The sequence below is a fragment of the Bacillus cereus group sp. BfR-BA-01524 genome, assembly GCF_022662595.1.
GTDB classification, from domain to species: domain Bacteria; phylum Bacillota; class Bacilli; order Bacillales; family Bacillaceae_G; genus Bacillus_A; species Bacillus_A thuringiensis_S.
The window spans coordinates 49,441-63,785 of the sequence record NZ_JAKUDW010000028.1 but is presented as its reverse complement, the minus strand read 5'-3'; the positions used below and the strand labels follow the sequence as shown (position 1 = coordinate 63,785).

The following is a 14,345-nucleotide window of genomic DNA, read 5'->3' as shown; positions in this document are numbered from 1 at the left end:
GATGGTGATAAAGAACCAGAAAAACCAAAACCACCAGTGCCACACGATCAAATTACAGTATCACCAATAACGGGAGATATTTTAGTTGAGTGGTATGCTGGGAATGGAGAGAGGTATTCATCTGTATTCTTTAATGAGTATTATGGAAAAGGGCAAAATTCTGACACGTTAAATAGTAGGGCTAAATATTCGGAGGAAAATAAAGAGTTAACACTGATATCTCAATTGAATGCATCTTCAAATGCACAGACAGTTGCTGATCATAGATTAACATTGGACAATTTGGGAGAAATTTTAGCTAATAAGGAGAATTATTCGAATCAAAGTGAATTATTTTATTTACGTAACCAAATGAATACACTTAAGGAAAAAGTTACAACCCAACAAGAATTACAAGAGTATTTAAAAGAAAATAAGAAAGAGTATATTCAATCAGTTGCAAAGTTAGTATACGATAAGGCTGTACAAGAGGAGAATGTTTGGTTAAATAACCAAACAGATATAGCTTCTCTAGAACAATCTTTAAGTAAATATTACTTAGTTACTTCGGTGCTTGAAAGCGTGGATCCTAAATTAGTAGAGGCTGCAAATCAACGTGTAGAAAAGATTTTCTATAAACTATTACAAGAAGAATTAAAAAATATTAACATCGAAGCACCAGTAGTGACATCTAAAAATGATACAAAAGAAAACGTAAGTCCAGAAAAAGAAACTGTAACTAGCAGTAATGGAGGACAAGTGGTTGTTAAAGAAGATAATACGAATAAAACTGGGGCGTCAGAAATAGCTAGTGAGAAAGAGCAAAAAGATCAATTAATTGAAGCTAATAAAAACAACAAAGAAAATACGAAAGAAGTAAATCATAAAGAAACAAATAGCAATGATACAGATGGTCAAATGAAACCAGAAAAACCAGAAAAACCGGAAAAACCAAATCCGATCAATCAAGCGATTGAGAAAATTGAAACATATTTAACCCCTGAAAGTCTAAACTATGAAAATGCTTTACTATTAGCAAATCAATGGATTGATGTCGCAAAAGATCAACAAAAAGAAAAATTAAATCAGCAATTTAGTATAGCTGTAGATGGACTTAGGGGACAGATGAAAGACCCAAAATTTTCAGTGGAAGATGCTTTAAAGAAAGCAAACCTATTATCAAGTACGGCAAGGGTAGAACAATCTGTTCGAGATGAAGCAAATAAAATGTTAATGCCACTTATGTTTGAAAGAAAAGCAAATGAGGCTGCAAATAAAGGAGAATATTATACAGCTGTATTGAATATTGCTAATGCAATTCGTACAAAGCATCCATTAGAGCGTTCAAGAGAAGAAATGGTGAATTATGCAAATAAACTATGGGAAAAAACAGAAGTCGAATGGGAGCAAATCAATGGAACACCAGATTGGCAAGAAAAGGCTGAGAAAACTGTACTTCCATCGTATACATTATTGGCACAGTTGAAAGATATCGATAAAACAATTGAAAAAATCGTTGGTATGAGTGTTATTGACAATGCGTCGAAAAAGATGGAGGGAATCCAACTAATAGAAGTAGCAAATACAAAAGCGAATCAGAACGGAAAGCTTTACGAAGCTTTACACTATTATGGACAAGCTTCCTATCGTGGGGTTAATGATAAAAAAGGATTTTCGGATGTCGCAAATCGCGTATTAAAAGAAGGGGAAAAAATTGAAAAGAGTAATTACCTATCAGCTTTAGAAATCTATCAAATTCTTTATAAAACACCGGGGATTGAAATGACTGGAGTGAAAGATAAAGCAAAAGTTGCCATTGAATATTTAAGTACATTTGATGCTGCTAATAAAAAGGCTACTCGTATAAACACTATTGAAGATTTAGCGTCAGTAGTTGAGCTAACTCATCAAGCCATGAACTTAGGATATCAGCAGGCACCTGCAAAAGAATTTATGAAAGTTGTCTCTGAAAAAATGTTACAAACAGGTAAAGGGTATTTAGACAAAAATGAAAACAATAATGCATATAAATGTTTTGAGTTTTTAACTCGACCACAATATGCAACAACGATTGTTGGAGAAGTGCGCCAAAAAGCAATGGAGTACTTAGACAAAATAAAAGCAATGGACACAAAAAAATAAATAGATAATGAATTCGCCATCTTATTCCAAGTAAGATGGCGAAATTATTCCAAATAGGAGTGAAAGTTAATGAGTTTACTAGAAATTAGTCCATTAGATGAGGCGTTAGTGGAAGCGTTACAAAACGAAGAGAAAAGAGGCTATTTTTATGAGATATTACAGAAATCAAATTTATTCGTTGTTGCTTCTGTCGAAGGGGATACAAGTGTAGATGAAGAAGGAAATTTGATTTCTACTAATAATACACAATTACAAATTCATTATTTTGAAATGGAAGAAGGATTAATGTTACCACTGTATTCGGATTTAAAGCATCTAGAAATGGTTATTCCAGAAGAATGTCCGTATGTCTCTATGAATGCAGTTGAATTATTAAAAACAATAGATTTAGAGGCAAATGTAATATTAAACCCAGGAACAAAATTTCAAAAATTATTTGTAAAGGAAGAAATTGAAGCGATTTGTGATAACAGTATTTTTGATGTTTTCTCTAAAGAGAATAAGTAAAAAATGATGCAGTTCTATTTCTTTTTGGTATAAAATAGAGGAAGGTGGGAGAAGGTTTGGAGATTAAAGTCAAACCTGAACAACTCGAACAAATTGCCAAAAACATATCAGAGATGCAAACACACAGCCAGACCATACAACAAAATCTCAATCAATCTATGTTTAGTATTCAAATGCAATGGCAAGGAGCAACGAGTCAGCATTTTTATGGGGAATATATGAGATCAATGAGACTCATGGAATCTTACATACGTAACTTACAAGTTACAGAAAAAGAATTACGGCGTATCGCTCAAAAGTTTCGTCAAGCAGATGAAGAATATCAAAAGAAACAAAATGAAAAATTGAAAGAAACCCATAAAACAGAAAAGAAACATGAAAAATCATGGTGGGAAAAGGGCGTAGAAGGAGCAGCTGAATTCATTGGAGTAAATGATGCAATTCGTGCAGTTACCGGTAAAGACCCTATTACAGGAAAAGAATTATCATCAAAAGAAAGACTCATCGCCGCAGGATGGACGCTCCTAAACTTTGTCCCTGTTGGAAAAGTGGCAAGTCTTGCTGGAAAAGGAATAAAGTATGTCGCTTCTAGCTTTGGGAAGACGATTGTAAAAGCAGGAAAAGGGCTAGGCGAAGGAATATCAATGGTGGCTGGAAAAGCAGGAAAAGCAGCTGTCGATGGTATAAAAACAGCCAGCCACAAAGTAAAAGAAGGCGTAAACTTTGTAGCCTCCACCACAAAAGGACTTGCAAACAAAATCGGAAGTTTATGGAACAAAGGCGCCACAACCGTAAAAACAACCTTCTTGCAGGGGAATGAAGAAATCCAGCACGCAGTAAAAACATTACTGGAGTACAAATGGATCCCAGGGTTGGGAAAAGCCTATGTCATGCCTGGAGTAGGAATGGTCCGAGAGATGGGACAGCATTCTCTGAAAGATGCTTATCAGTATATGAAAAGTGTAGGAGAGAAGGGTGTTAAGGGTACGAGTAAAAATCTTCTAGCTTCTAATGGGAGATTTATAGATTCAAATTTAGAATCTGATTATGGAAAATATCTTGCACGTAAAGCAAAAGAAGGTAAAACTACGAGGGATAGGATAGAATGGAAAGAAGCAAGAGATTATTGGTTAAATGATTCTCCTATGGCAAGGGGAAATAAGTTTAATAAGACTGTAAGAAACAGGGATATTTATGATTATCATGAAATACACTTGGAAAATGGAAAAAGATTAGATTCATATGATCCTTTTGCTAAAGAAATAATCTCAAGGAAAGCAACAGATTTAGATATGATTGATGAAAAAACTTATAGAGAATATTTAAAAGAAATGAATAAGAAATATTCTGCAGGTACAAAAATACGTTCAAATGCTTATCCTGAGTTAGATGGTAAGCCATTGGAAGGAAAACAAATATTAGAAATTCCAGCTACAAATAAAAATATTACTGATATTGAAAAGTACAAAGAAATAGCAAAAGAATATAGAATAGAATTAAGGTTTATGGGGGAATAGAGAATGAGTTTTGAGATGAAGCCTGAAATCAAAGTGGTATTGGAAAAAATTAGATTTGTAGATAGGTATAAAAAATTGTCTGAAAACTTTAGAGGTAATCCTAATGATTTAAATGATAGATTAGAGGATTATGATATAGAAAAAGTAAATGAAATATTTAAAAGATTAGGATATGTTTCAACTTTTGATAAGAAGGAGAAGTTTTTTAAAGTAGGGGTTATAGATAATTCTCCAAATTATATGATATGGTTTAATATAATTTTAGAATATGGAATGACAGAGTTTATTTGGGTGGTATATCATAATGATGAGGTGAGACTGGGAAGTCCTTGGAGCGTTTACTCAAGGTTATTAATTAACCCAAGAGAAAGGATTAAAAAGCCAGTTTATCGAAGCTATGAAGAATTAGAAGATATATTAAAAGAAGCATTTTTAATGTATGATGATTTTAAGAGTGAGTTAATTAGTGTGTATAGTAAACAATAATAGAACGTATAATAGGATATGATAAATATATACTATAACTTGATGGGATTCTATATATTGAACAAAATAATAAAATTATGCTGTTGAAAATAGACATGTATAAGTATATATAAGTGAATAAAGAGAAAGTATATTTGCAGTGAAAAGAAAAAGAATAGGCTGTTAGAAAGTACGTACTTCATGATGGTTGTACCATTATGGAGTACTGTGTGCAATGAGAGAATATAAAACGAAGTACGAGCTTAGGTGAGATGACATTTTACTAGGCGATGAATATAAACACATGGATTGTATATGAAACTAATGAACTCGTATAAATTCGTAAGTTTTAAAGTAGTAGTTTTTATGACATACAAAAAGTATCACATTTTTTACTGCAAAACTTACAAATTCATGCTACTTAAAAACATATGAACTTAAAGCACTTGATTGTCTATGAGAGGCAACAAGTGCTTTTTGCATTTTAAGATAGAAGAGAGGATAGTATAATAAATAATAAGTACATATGTTGTTTCAGCAAATAGTATAAGAAAATAGATTAGAAGGAGCAGCTGAATTCATCGGAATTAATGATGCAATTCGAGCGGTTACTGGTAAAGACCCTATCACAGGCGAAGAATTATCAACAAAAGAAAGACTCATCGCCGCAGGGTGGACCCTTTTAAACTTTATTCCCGTCGGGAAAGTTGCGAGCCTTGCTGGAAAAGGAATAAAGTATGTCGCTTCTAGCTTCGGAAAGACAATTGTAAAAGCAGGAAAAGGGCTAGGCGAAGGAATATCAATGGTGGCTGGAAAAGCAGGAAAAGCAGCTGTTGATGGTATAAAAACAGCCAGCCACAAAGTAAAAGAAGGCGTAAACTTTGTAGCCTCCACAGCAAAAGGACTTGCAAACAAAATCGGAAACCTATGGAACAAAGGTACCACAACCGTAAAAACAACCTTCTTGCAGGGGAATGAAAAAATCCAGCACGCAGTAAAAACATTACTGGAATACAAATGGATCCCAGGCGAGGGAAAAGGCTTCGCCATGGCTGGAGTAGGAAATGTCTCAGGAGGAGGACAGTATTCTCTGAAAGAGGCTTATCAGTATATGGAGAGTAAGGTTGTTAAGGGTACGGGTGAAACGGTTAAGAAGATAGGTGATATTAATGATCCTATTAGAACATATCGTGGTGCTGATTTAGGTAAGCTAGAGGCTAAATATACTGCGGATCCTCGGTTAACTGTTGAGATGCCCTATGTTGGTAAAGGGCAAAAAAACACCAATGCAGAGGGTTGGTTACGCGATAAAGATTTTTATTGGAAAGAGATGTTAGAGAAGTACCCAGAAGCGTTTAATAGGTCAAATAGACAAAAAATAGAATTAGGATTCGCACCTATAAACAATCCAACGTTTAGAAAACATTTTCCCCAATATGATTTAAAAGAATTATATAATGACACTTTAATACATCATCACATTGGTGGTGGAGGTCAAGCTGTGGCTGTACCCTCAAAGCTACATCCAGGTTTAGGAGGGATTCATAATGCTGAGAAAAGCGCAGGAGTTTGGGGAAATGACCAAAAATATGCTGAACTATTAGAAAAATTCTTAGAAAAGTAAGGGTGATTATTTTGGTAATGAAGGATGCTATGAGCAAATATTTTAAATTAAGAAAAGAATATTTTGATAAAGGGTTAGATTTTTTATTTAAAACGCCATATAACGAAGAAGTTGATTCATTTATATATCAGGGTGAAATGGATGATGAAGAAGAAATTTCATGGAAACCTATTGAAAAAAATAATAAGAATGATTTAACGAAGATTGAGGAAAGATTTGAAATTAAACTGCACACTTCAATTGATGATTATTTTAATTCTTATTGGTTTGCTGATTTAGATGGATTTATTGGTAATCATTATATTAGGCTAGAACCTGTATTACCAAATATTGAATTGGATTCCTTCGAAAGTAATTTAGAAGGGTATAAAAACAATCATAATAAGGTTGATAAGACTCCAATAGGTGTAGAGGGGAACGGTTTGATAGTTGTTTTAGATAATGTAAGTGGTAAGGTTGAATTGGAGGATTTTGAACGAGGTTCATTTGAAGAGATTTCGGATAGTTTAGATGAGTTAATTGCTAGTTTAAAGTTACAAAAATAATATACTAAGAACATTTATATGAAAAAATGTCTGATATGAAGTGTAGCCCAAGTGTTAGATACAATTGGACTGCAGTTTTTTATAGAAAGATGTAATATAATTACAAAAGTTAATGAAAAATGATGTTGAAGAAGTATTTGACTTTAATTGGGAGAATACTTGTAAGTAAGGAAGAGTAAGCGGTAATTGGTAACCCAGTTACCGCTTTTTGTTTTAACTAAGGGTACGGGTAAAGGTAGTAATACAAACCCAAACAAAATTAAACTAACTTCAGAACGAGAAGAATACTATCGAAAGAAAATAGATGAAGCTAAAGCGCGAGGAGATTATAAAGCAGCAGATGATATTAGATATGATCGTCATTGTGAAGAAACGAAAAAACCTTTAGAGCGTAAAGATTGGGATGCTAGGACTGAAAATTTAAGAAAGAGCCAAGAGCGTGGAAGAGAATAAGAAATAAAAGGGAGAAAAGCTTTGGGAGAACATCTTGATCGCCAATTAGAGGACAATAATGCTGGTGAGGTTGTTACATATACATCTAGTGAAGGGCATCTTACGCGTCCAGATAGCATTGGGCGTAATGATAAGGGGGAAATTGATTTAGTTCATGATCACAAACACAAAATGGGTGAAAAAGAGCAAACTATTCATAACGACAGCCAAATGCGAGCTGAAAGAGAAATGTTCGAAGATAAAAATGGGAGTCATGTTGTGACAATATCAAGTGACAAACCCGATTTAAATGGGACTCCTCCTAAGCCAAGACCAAGTGGGCCTTTAGGAGAAAAGAGTGAGATTTACTATACTGACCCAAGTAGTGGAAAAGTGACTCATAAATGGGAGGGCAATTCACGTTTACCTGGTGGAGGCCGATGGAAAAAACTATGAATAAAAATTATTATGTGACTATATTTTTTAGTATTAAGGGGGATATACATGAAACCTGATTTTTTCTCAATTACAATGTATCCTACAGTATCTTTTAACGAAGAAGAAGTATTAGGTCGTCTTTTGGATGTGTTTGAGTCAAATGAAAAATTTGCTCCTACTCATTGGGGTAACAGTGAAATGGTACGAGTAGAATATAATCGTCAGGAAATCCTGGAAAAAGTAGTTTCAGAGCATAAAGTATCAGAAGTTTACCTTTATCGTGATAAATCGGTGAACTATAGTGGGAGTTTTGAAGTTAACTGGAGTCATCGCTCATTTTTAAAGTTTGAGTTTCATAAATCGATACCTAAAAAATTATGGCCTGCTTTTTTTGAGTTATCTGACCAAATTGCAGAAATTGCGAAACCAAGTTATGGAGTAACTCAAATTTTTTGGCCTTTATCATATCCGTGGAATACCCAACGTGAGCGATTACAAATGTGGATGGAAATATCTTCCCAACCAATACCAGTTAGGTTTCTTCCTAACGGTCCCTTAGGGATAGGGGCTAGAACATACTTTAGCGGTCATATTTTAGAAATGTTTGATAAGGAATTATTACAAAATAGTCCAGCTGTGGTATCTGAGCTAGATTGGGGTGGCCTTTGTATTGATATTTTAAATAATCCATTAGAGAGTGATAGTGATACATTACTTGATAATTGGCTACAAGTAATGAAGTATTTGGAACAAGCACAAGTAATGGCTATACCAAGTTTTGATGAAGATCAGATGGGGGTAACTTATTCTCCAAATGTTGCTTGGAAGGACTATCTGAAAAGCTAAATGAAAGGAGATCATAATAATGAATGAGAATGGTAATGGTAATGATAGAATAAGAGTCATGGAAATATTAAATAGATCTCAATACAATGATGAGGTTATAGATCAGTTAGATATGAGTGATTTAGACCTTACTTTTTCAGATTTGTCAGAGGTAATGGCAGAGCGTATCATGGCAAAACGAGTTCTGTTAAGAGCTTCTTCATTAATGAGAGCATCGTTTTTTGATTGTGATTTTGAGTTTGCTGATTTCAGAAGTTGTAATTTAGAGGAAATACACATTGCAGATTGTAGGTTTGGTGAAGCGGATTTCTCTACATCGAATATGAAATATGCAAAATTGAATATAAGTAGTTGTTTTGAAACATGTTTTGACGAAGTTGATTTTTCATATGGAGAATTAGTTGGAACAATTTTAAATCATGCTACTTTTCGCCATGCAAATTTATCTGGAATCAATGCTAAACAAGCAGAGTGCACTGGGACGGATTTTAGTAGTGCCAATCTTACTGATGGTAACTTCGAAAAAGCGTATTTGGAAAATGCTAATTTATCAGAAGTAGATGCTAGAAATGCGGATTTAACAAATGCAGATTTTACCGGAGCCAAACTTGACAATGTAGTTTGGAAGGGAGCAAATGTGGAAGGTGCTAAGTTTGACGAAGGTGTTAAGGAACAAGTATTGCAAATGATATAGAGGTTTATTTTGAATTCTGTGTAAACTTGCTGAACAGACTTGATCGACATACGTAGAAGGCTTATTCTAACTCGAAATTTGAGGAGGAGTAAGCTTTTTTGCATCATGCTAAAAAATAAAAAGAGGGAAAAGCCAATGTTAAAATGCGTATATTCAGAGGCTACTCAGTACTGAATGATATACTTCCAGAAAAATTTATAGTTAATTACCTTATTAATGGTAATCCTGGTCTTAAAGTTCTTAAAAATTAATCTAAGGAGTGAGAAGATAGTATGAAAGAATTTGAAGATAGATTTATTGAATTGCAAGCTGATATGATATCTAGTAGTTTCTTTTATTTAATTAACAAAAAGTATGTAGAGTGTCATAAGGTTAATGATGCATTGGAAAATGGAGAAGAAAAATATGATGTATCTCCAGAACGAATGTTTTAGGTGCTACAAATTATAGGTGAAGATATCGAAGAAATTGAAACATTATGCAAAGAATACGAAAAAGATATGCCAACTGAGATGAAATTAATATACGATGCTAAGAGTGGTAAGTTTAAAGCTGAATATAAGTATGATTTAATACATACAAATGAGGATATAAAAATGGCTGATGATTTTGCTGATGAGTGGTTTGAGGAAGTGAAAAATAATAACCTCTAAAAAATTTACAGTAATAGATATATCTAAATTGAATTAATAACTCATGAAAGTTGTACCATCATGGAGTACTATGTGCAATGATAGAGTAGAAAAAGAAGTACGAGTTTAGGCGAGATGATATTTTACCGGGGGATAAATATAAACCACATAGACTGTATATGAAACTAACGAACTTGTACAAACTCGTAAGTTTTAACATAGTATTTGTCATGATGTATAAAAGCTGGCATACTGTTACTACAAAACTTATAAATTTATGCTACTTAAAAACATATGAACTTAAAGCACTTGATTGTCTATGAGAGGCAACAAGTGCTTTTTGCATTTTAAGATAGAAGAGAGGATAGTATAATAAATAATAAGTACATATGTTGTTCAGCAAATAGTATAAGAAAATAGATTAGAAGGAGCAGCTGAATTCATCGGAGTAAATGATGCAATTCGTGCAGTTACCGGTAAAGACCCTATTACAGGAAAAGAATTATCAACAAAAGAAAGACTCATCGCCGCAGGTTGGACACTCCTAAACTTTGTTCCTGTTGGAAAAGTGGCAAGTTACCGGGCGATAAATATAAACACATGGAATGTATATTAAACTAACAAGCTCGTACAAACTCGTAAGTTTTAATATAGTATTTGTCATGATGTACAAAAGGCGTCATACTGTTACTACAAAACTTACAAATTTACGCTACTTAAAAACATATGAACTTAAAGCACTTGATTGTTAATTAAAGGAAACAAGTGCTTTTTTGCGTTTTAGCGTAGAAATTTAAAAGAGCATTATAATTTTATTAGTGCATTAAGTGTTAAATTTTTATTGTTGTTTTATAGATTGTAATGGCTATGTACAGTGTACGACGATAGTAGAGGGAAAACTAAAGGGGTGTATTATTTTTTGAAGTCATCGTAAAGTACGTTTTAACGGAAGGACAAGTACGTGATGGACTACAAGCGCTATTGTCCGATATGGCGAAAGTATTAATACAACGAGAACTAAAGAAATATGAAGTAGATGTGAAGGCGATTGAACAATCTATAGTATTTACACATGATCCAAATGACTTTTTGGTGAATGGCATGTTAGAGCTATTAGACCAATATTAACGTCTTGAGAAATCTTTTTTGACAAAAAAATAATATATCCCTTGACAGTTACAAATATAACCGATATACTTCATATTAATTTCAAAAGAAAATATATTCTAAATATTAAAATGTGTTGAATAGGAGTAGTAAGGTCATGTATTTGTACAGAGAGCTATGGGTTGGTGCGACATAGTCAAATGACATCCTGAACTCGCCTAGGAGCAGTAAGGTGGAACGGAATCACATTCTTAGTAAATCTTAACGGTTAACCTTCGATATTAGGTTTGTAATCAAACGATTACTACTAAGGTGGATTCATAATGGAATCAATAAGGGTGGTACCGCGTTAAGTAAATGGCTTAGCGTCTCTTTATATAGAGATGCTAGGCCATTTTTTTATTATATGGAAGAAGAAATGGAGGGTTTATTTGGATAGGTCTATAAAATTTATTTATTTATATAAAAAGATTTAATTAGGAGGAAAATGAGATGAAACAGACGGAGCAATGGACTTCGAAATTAGGTTTTATAATGGCAGCAGCCGGATCAGCAATTGGACTTGGTGCGATATGGAAGTTTCCTTATATCGCTGGGAAGAGCGGGGGAGGAGCGTTCTTTTTAATCTTTATATTATTTACTGTTTTAATTGGACTACCGCTACTTATAGCTGAATTTATGATTGGACGCAGTACGCAGAAACAAGCAGTTGGAGCATTTAAAAGCATCGCACCAAATACAGGATGGCACTGGATCGGACGCCTTGGCGTTGGAACGTGTTTTATATTACTTTCGTTTTATAGTGTTGTAGGTGGATGGGTATTAATTTATTTATTCAGAGGAATAACAGGACAACTGATTACTCCAGGACAAAATTACGGTGCGTTATTTACTGAAATAATTGGGAATCCCGCTTGGGCTATTATGGGACATTTCGCTTTTATGTTCATTACGATATGGGTTGTATCAAAAGGTGTACAAAATGGAATTGAAAAAGCAAGTAAATATATGTTGCCAGCATTGTTCGTTTTATTTGTCGCTCTTATTATTCGTTCGTTAACACTTGATGACGCAATGAAAGGTGTGAAGTTTTTCTTACAACCAGATTTCTCAAAGATTACTTCGGAAAGTATTTTGTTCGCAATGGGGCAATCATTCTTTGCGATTAGTATCGGGATTTCAATTATGGTTACCTATAGTTCCTATTTAAATAAAAAAGAAAGTTTACCAAAATCAGCAATAACAATTGTTGGATTGAATTTATTTGTTTCTTTATTTGCGGGTCTTGCTATTTTTCCGGCTGTATTTTCATTAGGAATGGAGCCAACAGAAGGACCTGGATTACTATTTATCGTATTACCATCAGTATTTAGTCAAATTCCACTCGGTGGATTGTTCTTAACAGTATTTCTTGCGCTATTTACATTTGCAACATTAACATCAGCGTTTTCTCTACTAGAGACTGTTGTTTCAGCAATAGCAAATGGTGAACAAGACAGAAGAACGAAATTATCATGGATGATCGGTTTCTGCATTTTCTTAGTAGGTATACCATCTGCGTTATCATTTGGAGTATGGAGTGATATTACGATTTTTGGAAATAATATTTTTGATGCAGTAGACTTTTTATCTAGTAATATATTAATGCCGCTTGGTGCACTATTTATTAGTATTTTCGTTTCATTCAAAATGGAGAAGAAGGTACTAGAAGCGGAGTTTTTTGTAGGTGGAAATTATGGAAAGAAAGTATTTACTTGTTGGGCATTTTTACTTCGATTTGTAGCACCACTTGCAATAATTATCGTCTTCTTAAATGTAATAGGGATTATTTAACATTAAATGTTATAATATTCAGTAAAAAAAAGAAGATGGTGATGTTTATGGCGAATTTGATAGAAACAGGAGAGTATATGAATATTAGAGGGAAAAAGCTATACGTTGAAACACATGGAAATCCTAAAAATAAGCCAGTCTTATACTTGCATGGTGGTCCAGGAGAGAGTTGTTATGATTTTTCATTTCACCAAGCGGAACGTTTAAAAGATTCTTTATATGTAATTATGATAGATCAAAGAGGTGTTTGTCGTTCAGAAAAAATTACTGAAGACGAAGCTTTTGGATTAAATGATTTGATTGAAGACTGTGAGGAATTAAAAAAAGTATTACAAATTGAGAAGTGGTCTGCAATTGGACATTCTTTCGGTGGCTATTTAGCATTGTTATATGCGTCGATATATCCAAGTTCAATAGAGAAAATAATATTTGAAGGGCCAACTTTCGACTTTGCATTAACAAGTAGAGCTTTGTTGCAAAAGACAGGGCATTTATTAAAAAAGCATGGAAAAGAAGAAGTAGCAAAAGAGTGCTTTGCTTATTCATCTAGCAATGCTAGTTCAGAAGAGTTGTTAGAAGCTTATATAAGATTAAGCGCTGAATTAGAAGAAAAAAGAATGGAGATTTACAATTATAAGGAAGATGAAACAGACTATAGTTTATATAGTGATGAAGAGTGGGAAGTATTTTCAAATCGTTCTCAAATTCATTTTGACAGATTAAAATTAGAGGGTGCATGTCATAAATCATTATTATATAAAATAAAAGAAGTACAGAATTCAATGTTATTAATTGTAGGAAAACATGATGTAGTAACGTGTGAAAAACAAATTGAAACATTTAATAAAGATGCTCAAAACGGTAAGTGTATCGTATTTGAAGAGAGTGGTCATTCACCTCACTATGAGGAAGCAGATAGATTCGCAGAAACAATTATTCATTTTTTGAAATTTAAAAAGGGTGCTTCTATAAATGAGAAGCACCCTTTTTAAATTTCTGGATAAGCGATTGTTATGTTAGGCCATTTAATTTGCCAATTCTTTTTTATAACTCTATTTTTGTACATATGTATACGTTCTTTTGTTTCAAGAAAATGAGCTGTTGGTTTCACTTGTAGTGAAAGTACATCTTCGATTCCGCATGGAGATGCTAATATAATATTGTTTTGGTCATCTAATGTAACTCCTAATGCCGTTGCTGTTTCAGGAAATTTAGAAATAGCATCAACAGAAGAAGAATATGGCGGCATGTTATTCATTACATGCATACGAGCTTGATTTTTTATTGACCAAGGGATAGTGGCATCCATATTCATTAGTTTCGTTTCTAATAACTTTTCATATGTTTCGTCTTTATGTAGACAATCGTAATAAATAACATCTACATCAGGCGTATCTGTTCTTATTTCGTAGTTGTGTAAAGTATCCCAAATTTTAGAACGAACAAAGCCGGCACAAACCCACCAATCAGGTAGCTCTAGTGATTTTGCCATTTGTAATACAGTCATCATCCATTCGTCGTTTTCTATTAAGCGAATGATATCTTGTTCTGTTTGTATAGTCATTTGTTATCTCACCTGCTTTT

General features: G+C 33.5%; 10 protein-coding genes, 5 pseudogenes and 1 other annotated feature. Of the genes and pseudogenes, 14 read left to right on the top strand and 1 reads right to left on the bottom strand.

All coding sequences use genetic code 11. The annotated features are described in order from the left end of the window. From MR170_RS12590 to MR170_RS12525, 14 genes and pseudogenes are all read left to right on the top strand, one after another. On the top strand, nt 1–2,121 hold a 2,121-nt coding region (locus MR170_RS12590), incomplete at its 5' end, for a hypothetical protein (RefSeq protein ID WP_242308367.1). A 69-nt stretch (nt 2,122–2,190) separates the two neighbouring features. After that, the gene (locus MR170_RS12585) at nt 2,191–2,628 is read left to right on the top strand and encodes an SseB family protein (RefSeq protein ID WP_053564628.1); all 438 of its coding nucleotides are present in this window, start codon (nt 2,191–2,193) and stop codon (nt 2,626–2,628) included. Between the two features lie 56 nt (nt 2,629–2,684). Continuing rightward, complete coding sequence (locus MR170_RS12580) at nt 2,685–4,145, top strand: WXG100 family type VII secretion target (protein WP_242308366.1); 1,461 nt, start codon at nt 2,685–2,687, stop codon at nt 4,143–4,145. A 3-nt stretch (nt 4,146–4,148) separates the two neighbouring features. Further along, nucleotides 4,149–4,631 (top strand): hypothetical protein, encoded by a 483-nt coding sequence (locus MR170_RS12575; RefSeq protein WP_053564627.1) that lies wholly within the window; start codon nt 4,149–4,151, stop codon nt 4,629–4,631. A gap of 529 nt (nt 4,632–5,160) precedes the next feature. After that, nucleotides 5,161–6,234: pseudogene (locus tag MR170_RS12570) on the top strand (pre-toxin TG domain-containing protein); the annotation flags it as partial. Between the two features lie 29 nt (nt 6,235–6,263). Next, entirely contained in the window at nt 6,264–6,779 is a 516-nt protein-coding gene (locus tag MR170_RS12565; protein WP_016080952.1) for a SecY-interacting protein Syd, read from the top strand. Between the two features lie 186 nt (nt 6,780–6,965). Next, a pseudogene (locus MR170_RS12560) lies at nt 6,966–7,667 on the top strand (ADP-ribosyltransferase). Nucleotides 7,668–7,715: 48 nt separating this feature from the next. Further along, on the top strand, nt 7,716–8,495 hold the full coding sequence (locus MR170_RS12555) for a hypothetical protein (protein ID WP_090976435.1): 780 nt from the start codon (nt 7,716–7,718) through the stop codon (nt 8,493–8,495). A gap of 19 nt (nt 8,496–8,514) precedes the next feature. Continuing rightward, nucleotides 8,515–9,189, top strand: a complete 675-nt coding sequence (locus tag MR170_RS12550; RefSeq protein WP_242308365.1) for a pentapeptide repeat-containing protein — start codon at nt 8,515–8,517, stop codon at nt 9,187–9,189. 272 nt (nt 9,190–9,461) lie between these two features. Continuing rightward, nucleotides 9,462–9,842: pseudogene (locus MR170_RS12545) on the top strand (DUF600 domain-containing protein). Nucleotides 9,843–10,233: 391 nt separating this feature from the next. Beyond that, nucleotides 10,234–10,398: pseudogene (locus tag MR170_RS12540) on the top strand (pre-toxin TG domain-containing protein); the annotation flags it as partial. A gap of 383 nt (nt 10,399–10,781) precedes the next feature. Then, nucleotides 10,782–10,946 (top strand): annotated as a pseudogene (locus MR170_RS12535) (recombinase family protein); the annotation flags it as partial. A gap of 109 nt (nt 10,947–11,055) precedes the next feature. Next, nucleotides 11,056–11,304, top strand: a binding site (T-box leader). 116 nt (nt 11,305–11,420) lie between these two features. Next, nucleotides 11,421–12,761 (top strand): sodium-dependent transporter, encoded by a 1,341-nt coding sequence (locus MR170_RS12530; protein WP_242308364.1) that lies wholly within the window; start codon nt 11,421–11,423, stop codon nt 12,759–12,761. A 47-nt stretch (nt 12,762–12,808) separates the two neighbouring features. Next, nucleotides 12,809–13,753 (top strand): alpha/beta fold hydrolase, encoded by a 945-nt coding sequence (locus MR170_RS12525; RefSeq protein ID WP_242308363.1) that lies wholly within the window; start codon nt 12,809–12,811, stop codon nt 13,751–13,753. Here MR170_RS12525 and MR170_RS12520 read toward each other — a convergent pair. Further along, entirely contained in the window at nt 13,750–14,325 is a 576-nt protein-coding gene (locus MR170_RS12520) for a nucleotidyltransferase family protein (protein WP_016081803.1), read from the bottom strand. The genes MR170_RS12525 and MR170_RS12520 overlap by 4 nt on opposite strands. Between the last annotated feature and the right edge of the window lie 20 nt (nt 14,326–14,345).

What these genes read in the sequence shown, in the direction of transcription:
- MR170_RS12585 (WP_053564628.1), top strand. Translation starts at nt 2,191, where the DNA reads ATGAGTTTACTAGAAATTAGTCCATTAGATGAGGCGTTAGTGGAAGCG.
- MR170_RS12525 (WP_242308363.1), top strand. Translation starts at nt 12,809, where the DNA reads ATGGCGAATTTGATAGAAACAGGAGAGTATATGAATATTAGAGGGAAA.
- MR170_RS12565 (WP_016080952.1), top strand. Translation starts at nt 6,264, where the DNA reads ATGAGCAAATATTTTAAATTAAGAAAAGAATATTTTGATAAAGGGTTA.
- MR170_RS12530 (WP_242308364.1), top strand. Translation starts at nt 11,421, where the DNA reads ATGAAACAGACGGAGCAATGGACTTCGAAATTAGGTTTTATAATGGCA.
- MR170_RS12575 (WP_053564627.1), top strand. Translation starts at nt 4,149, where the DNA reads ATGAGTTTTGAGATGAAGCCTGAAATCAAAGTGGTATTGGAAAAAATT.
- MR170_RS12520 (WP_016081803.1), bottom strand. Translation starts at nt 14,325, where the DNA reads ATGACTATACAAACAGAACAAGATATCATTCGCTTAATAGAAAACGAC.
- MR170_RS12550 (WP_242308365.1), top strand. Translation starts at nt 8,515, where the DNA reads ATGAATGAGAATGGTAATGGTAATGATAGAATAAGAGTCATGGAAATA.
- MR170_RS12555 (WP_090976435.1), top strand. Translation starts at nt 7,716, where the DNA reads ATGAAACCTGATTTTTTCTCAATTACAATGTATCCTACAGTATCTTTT.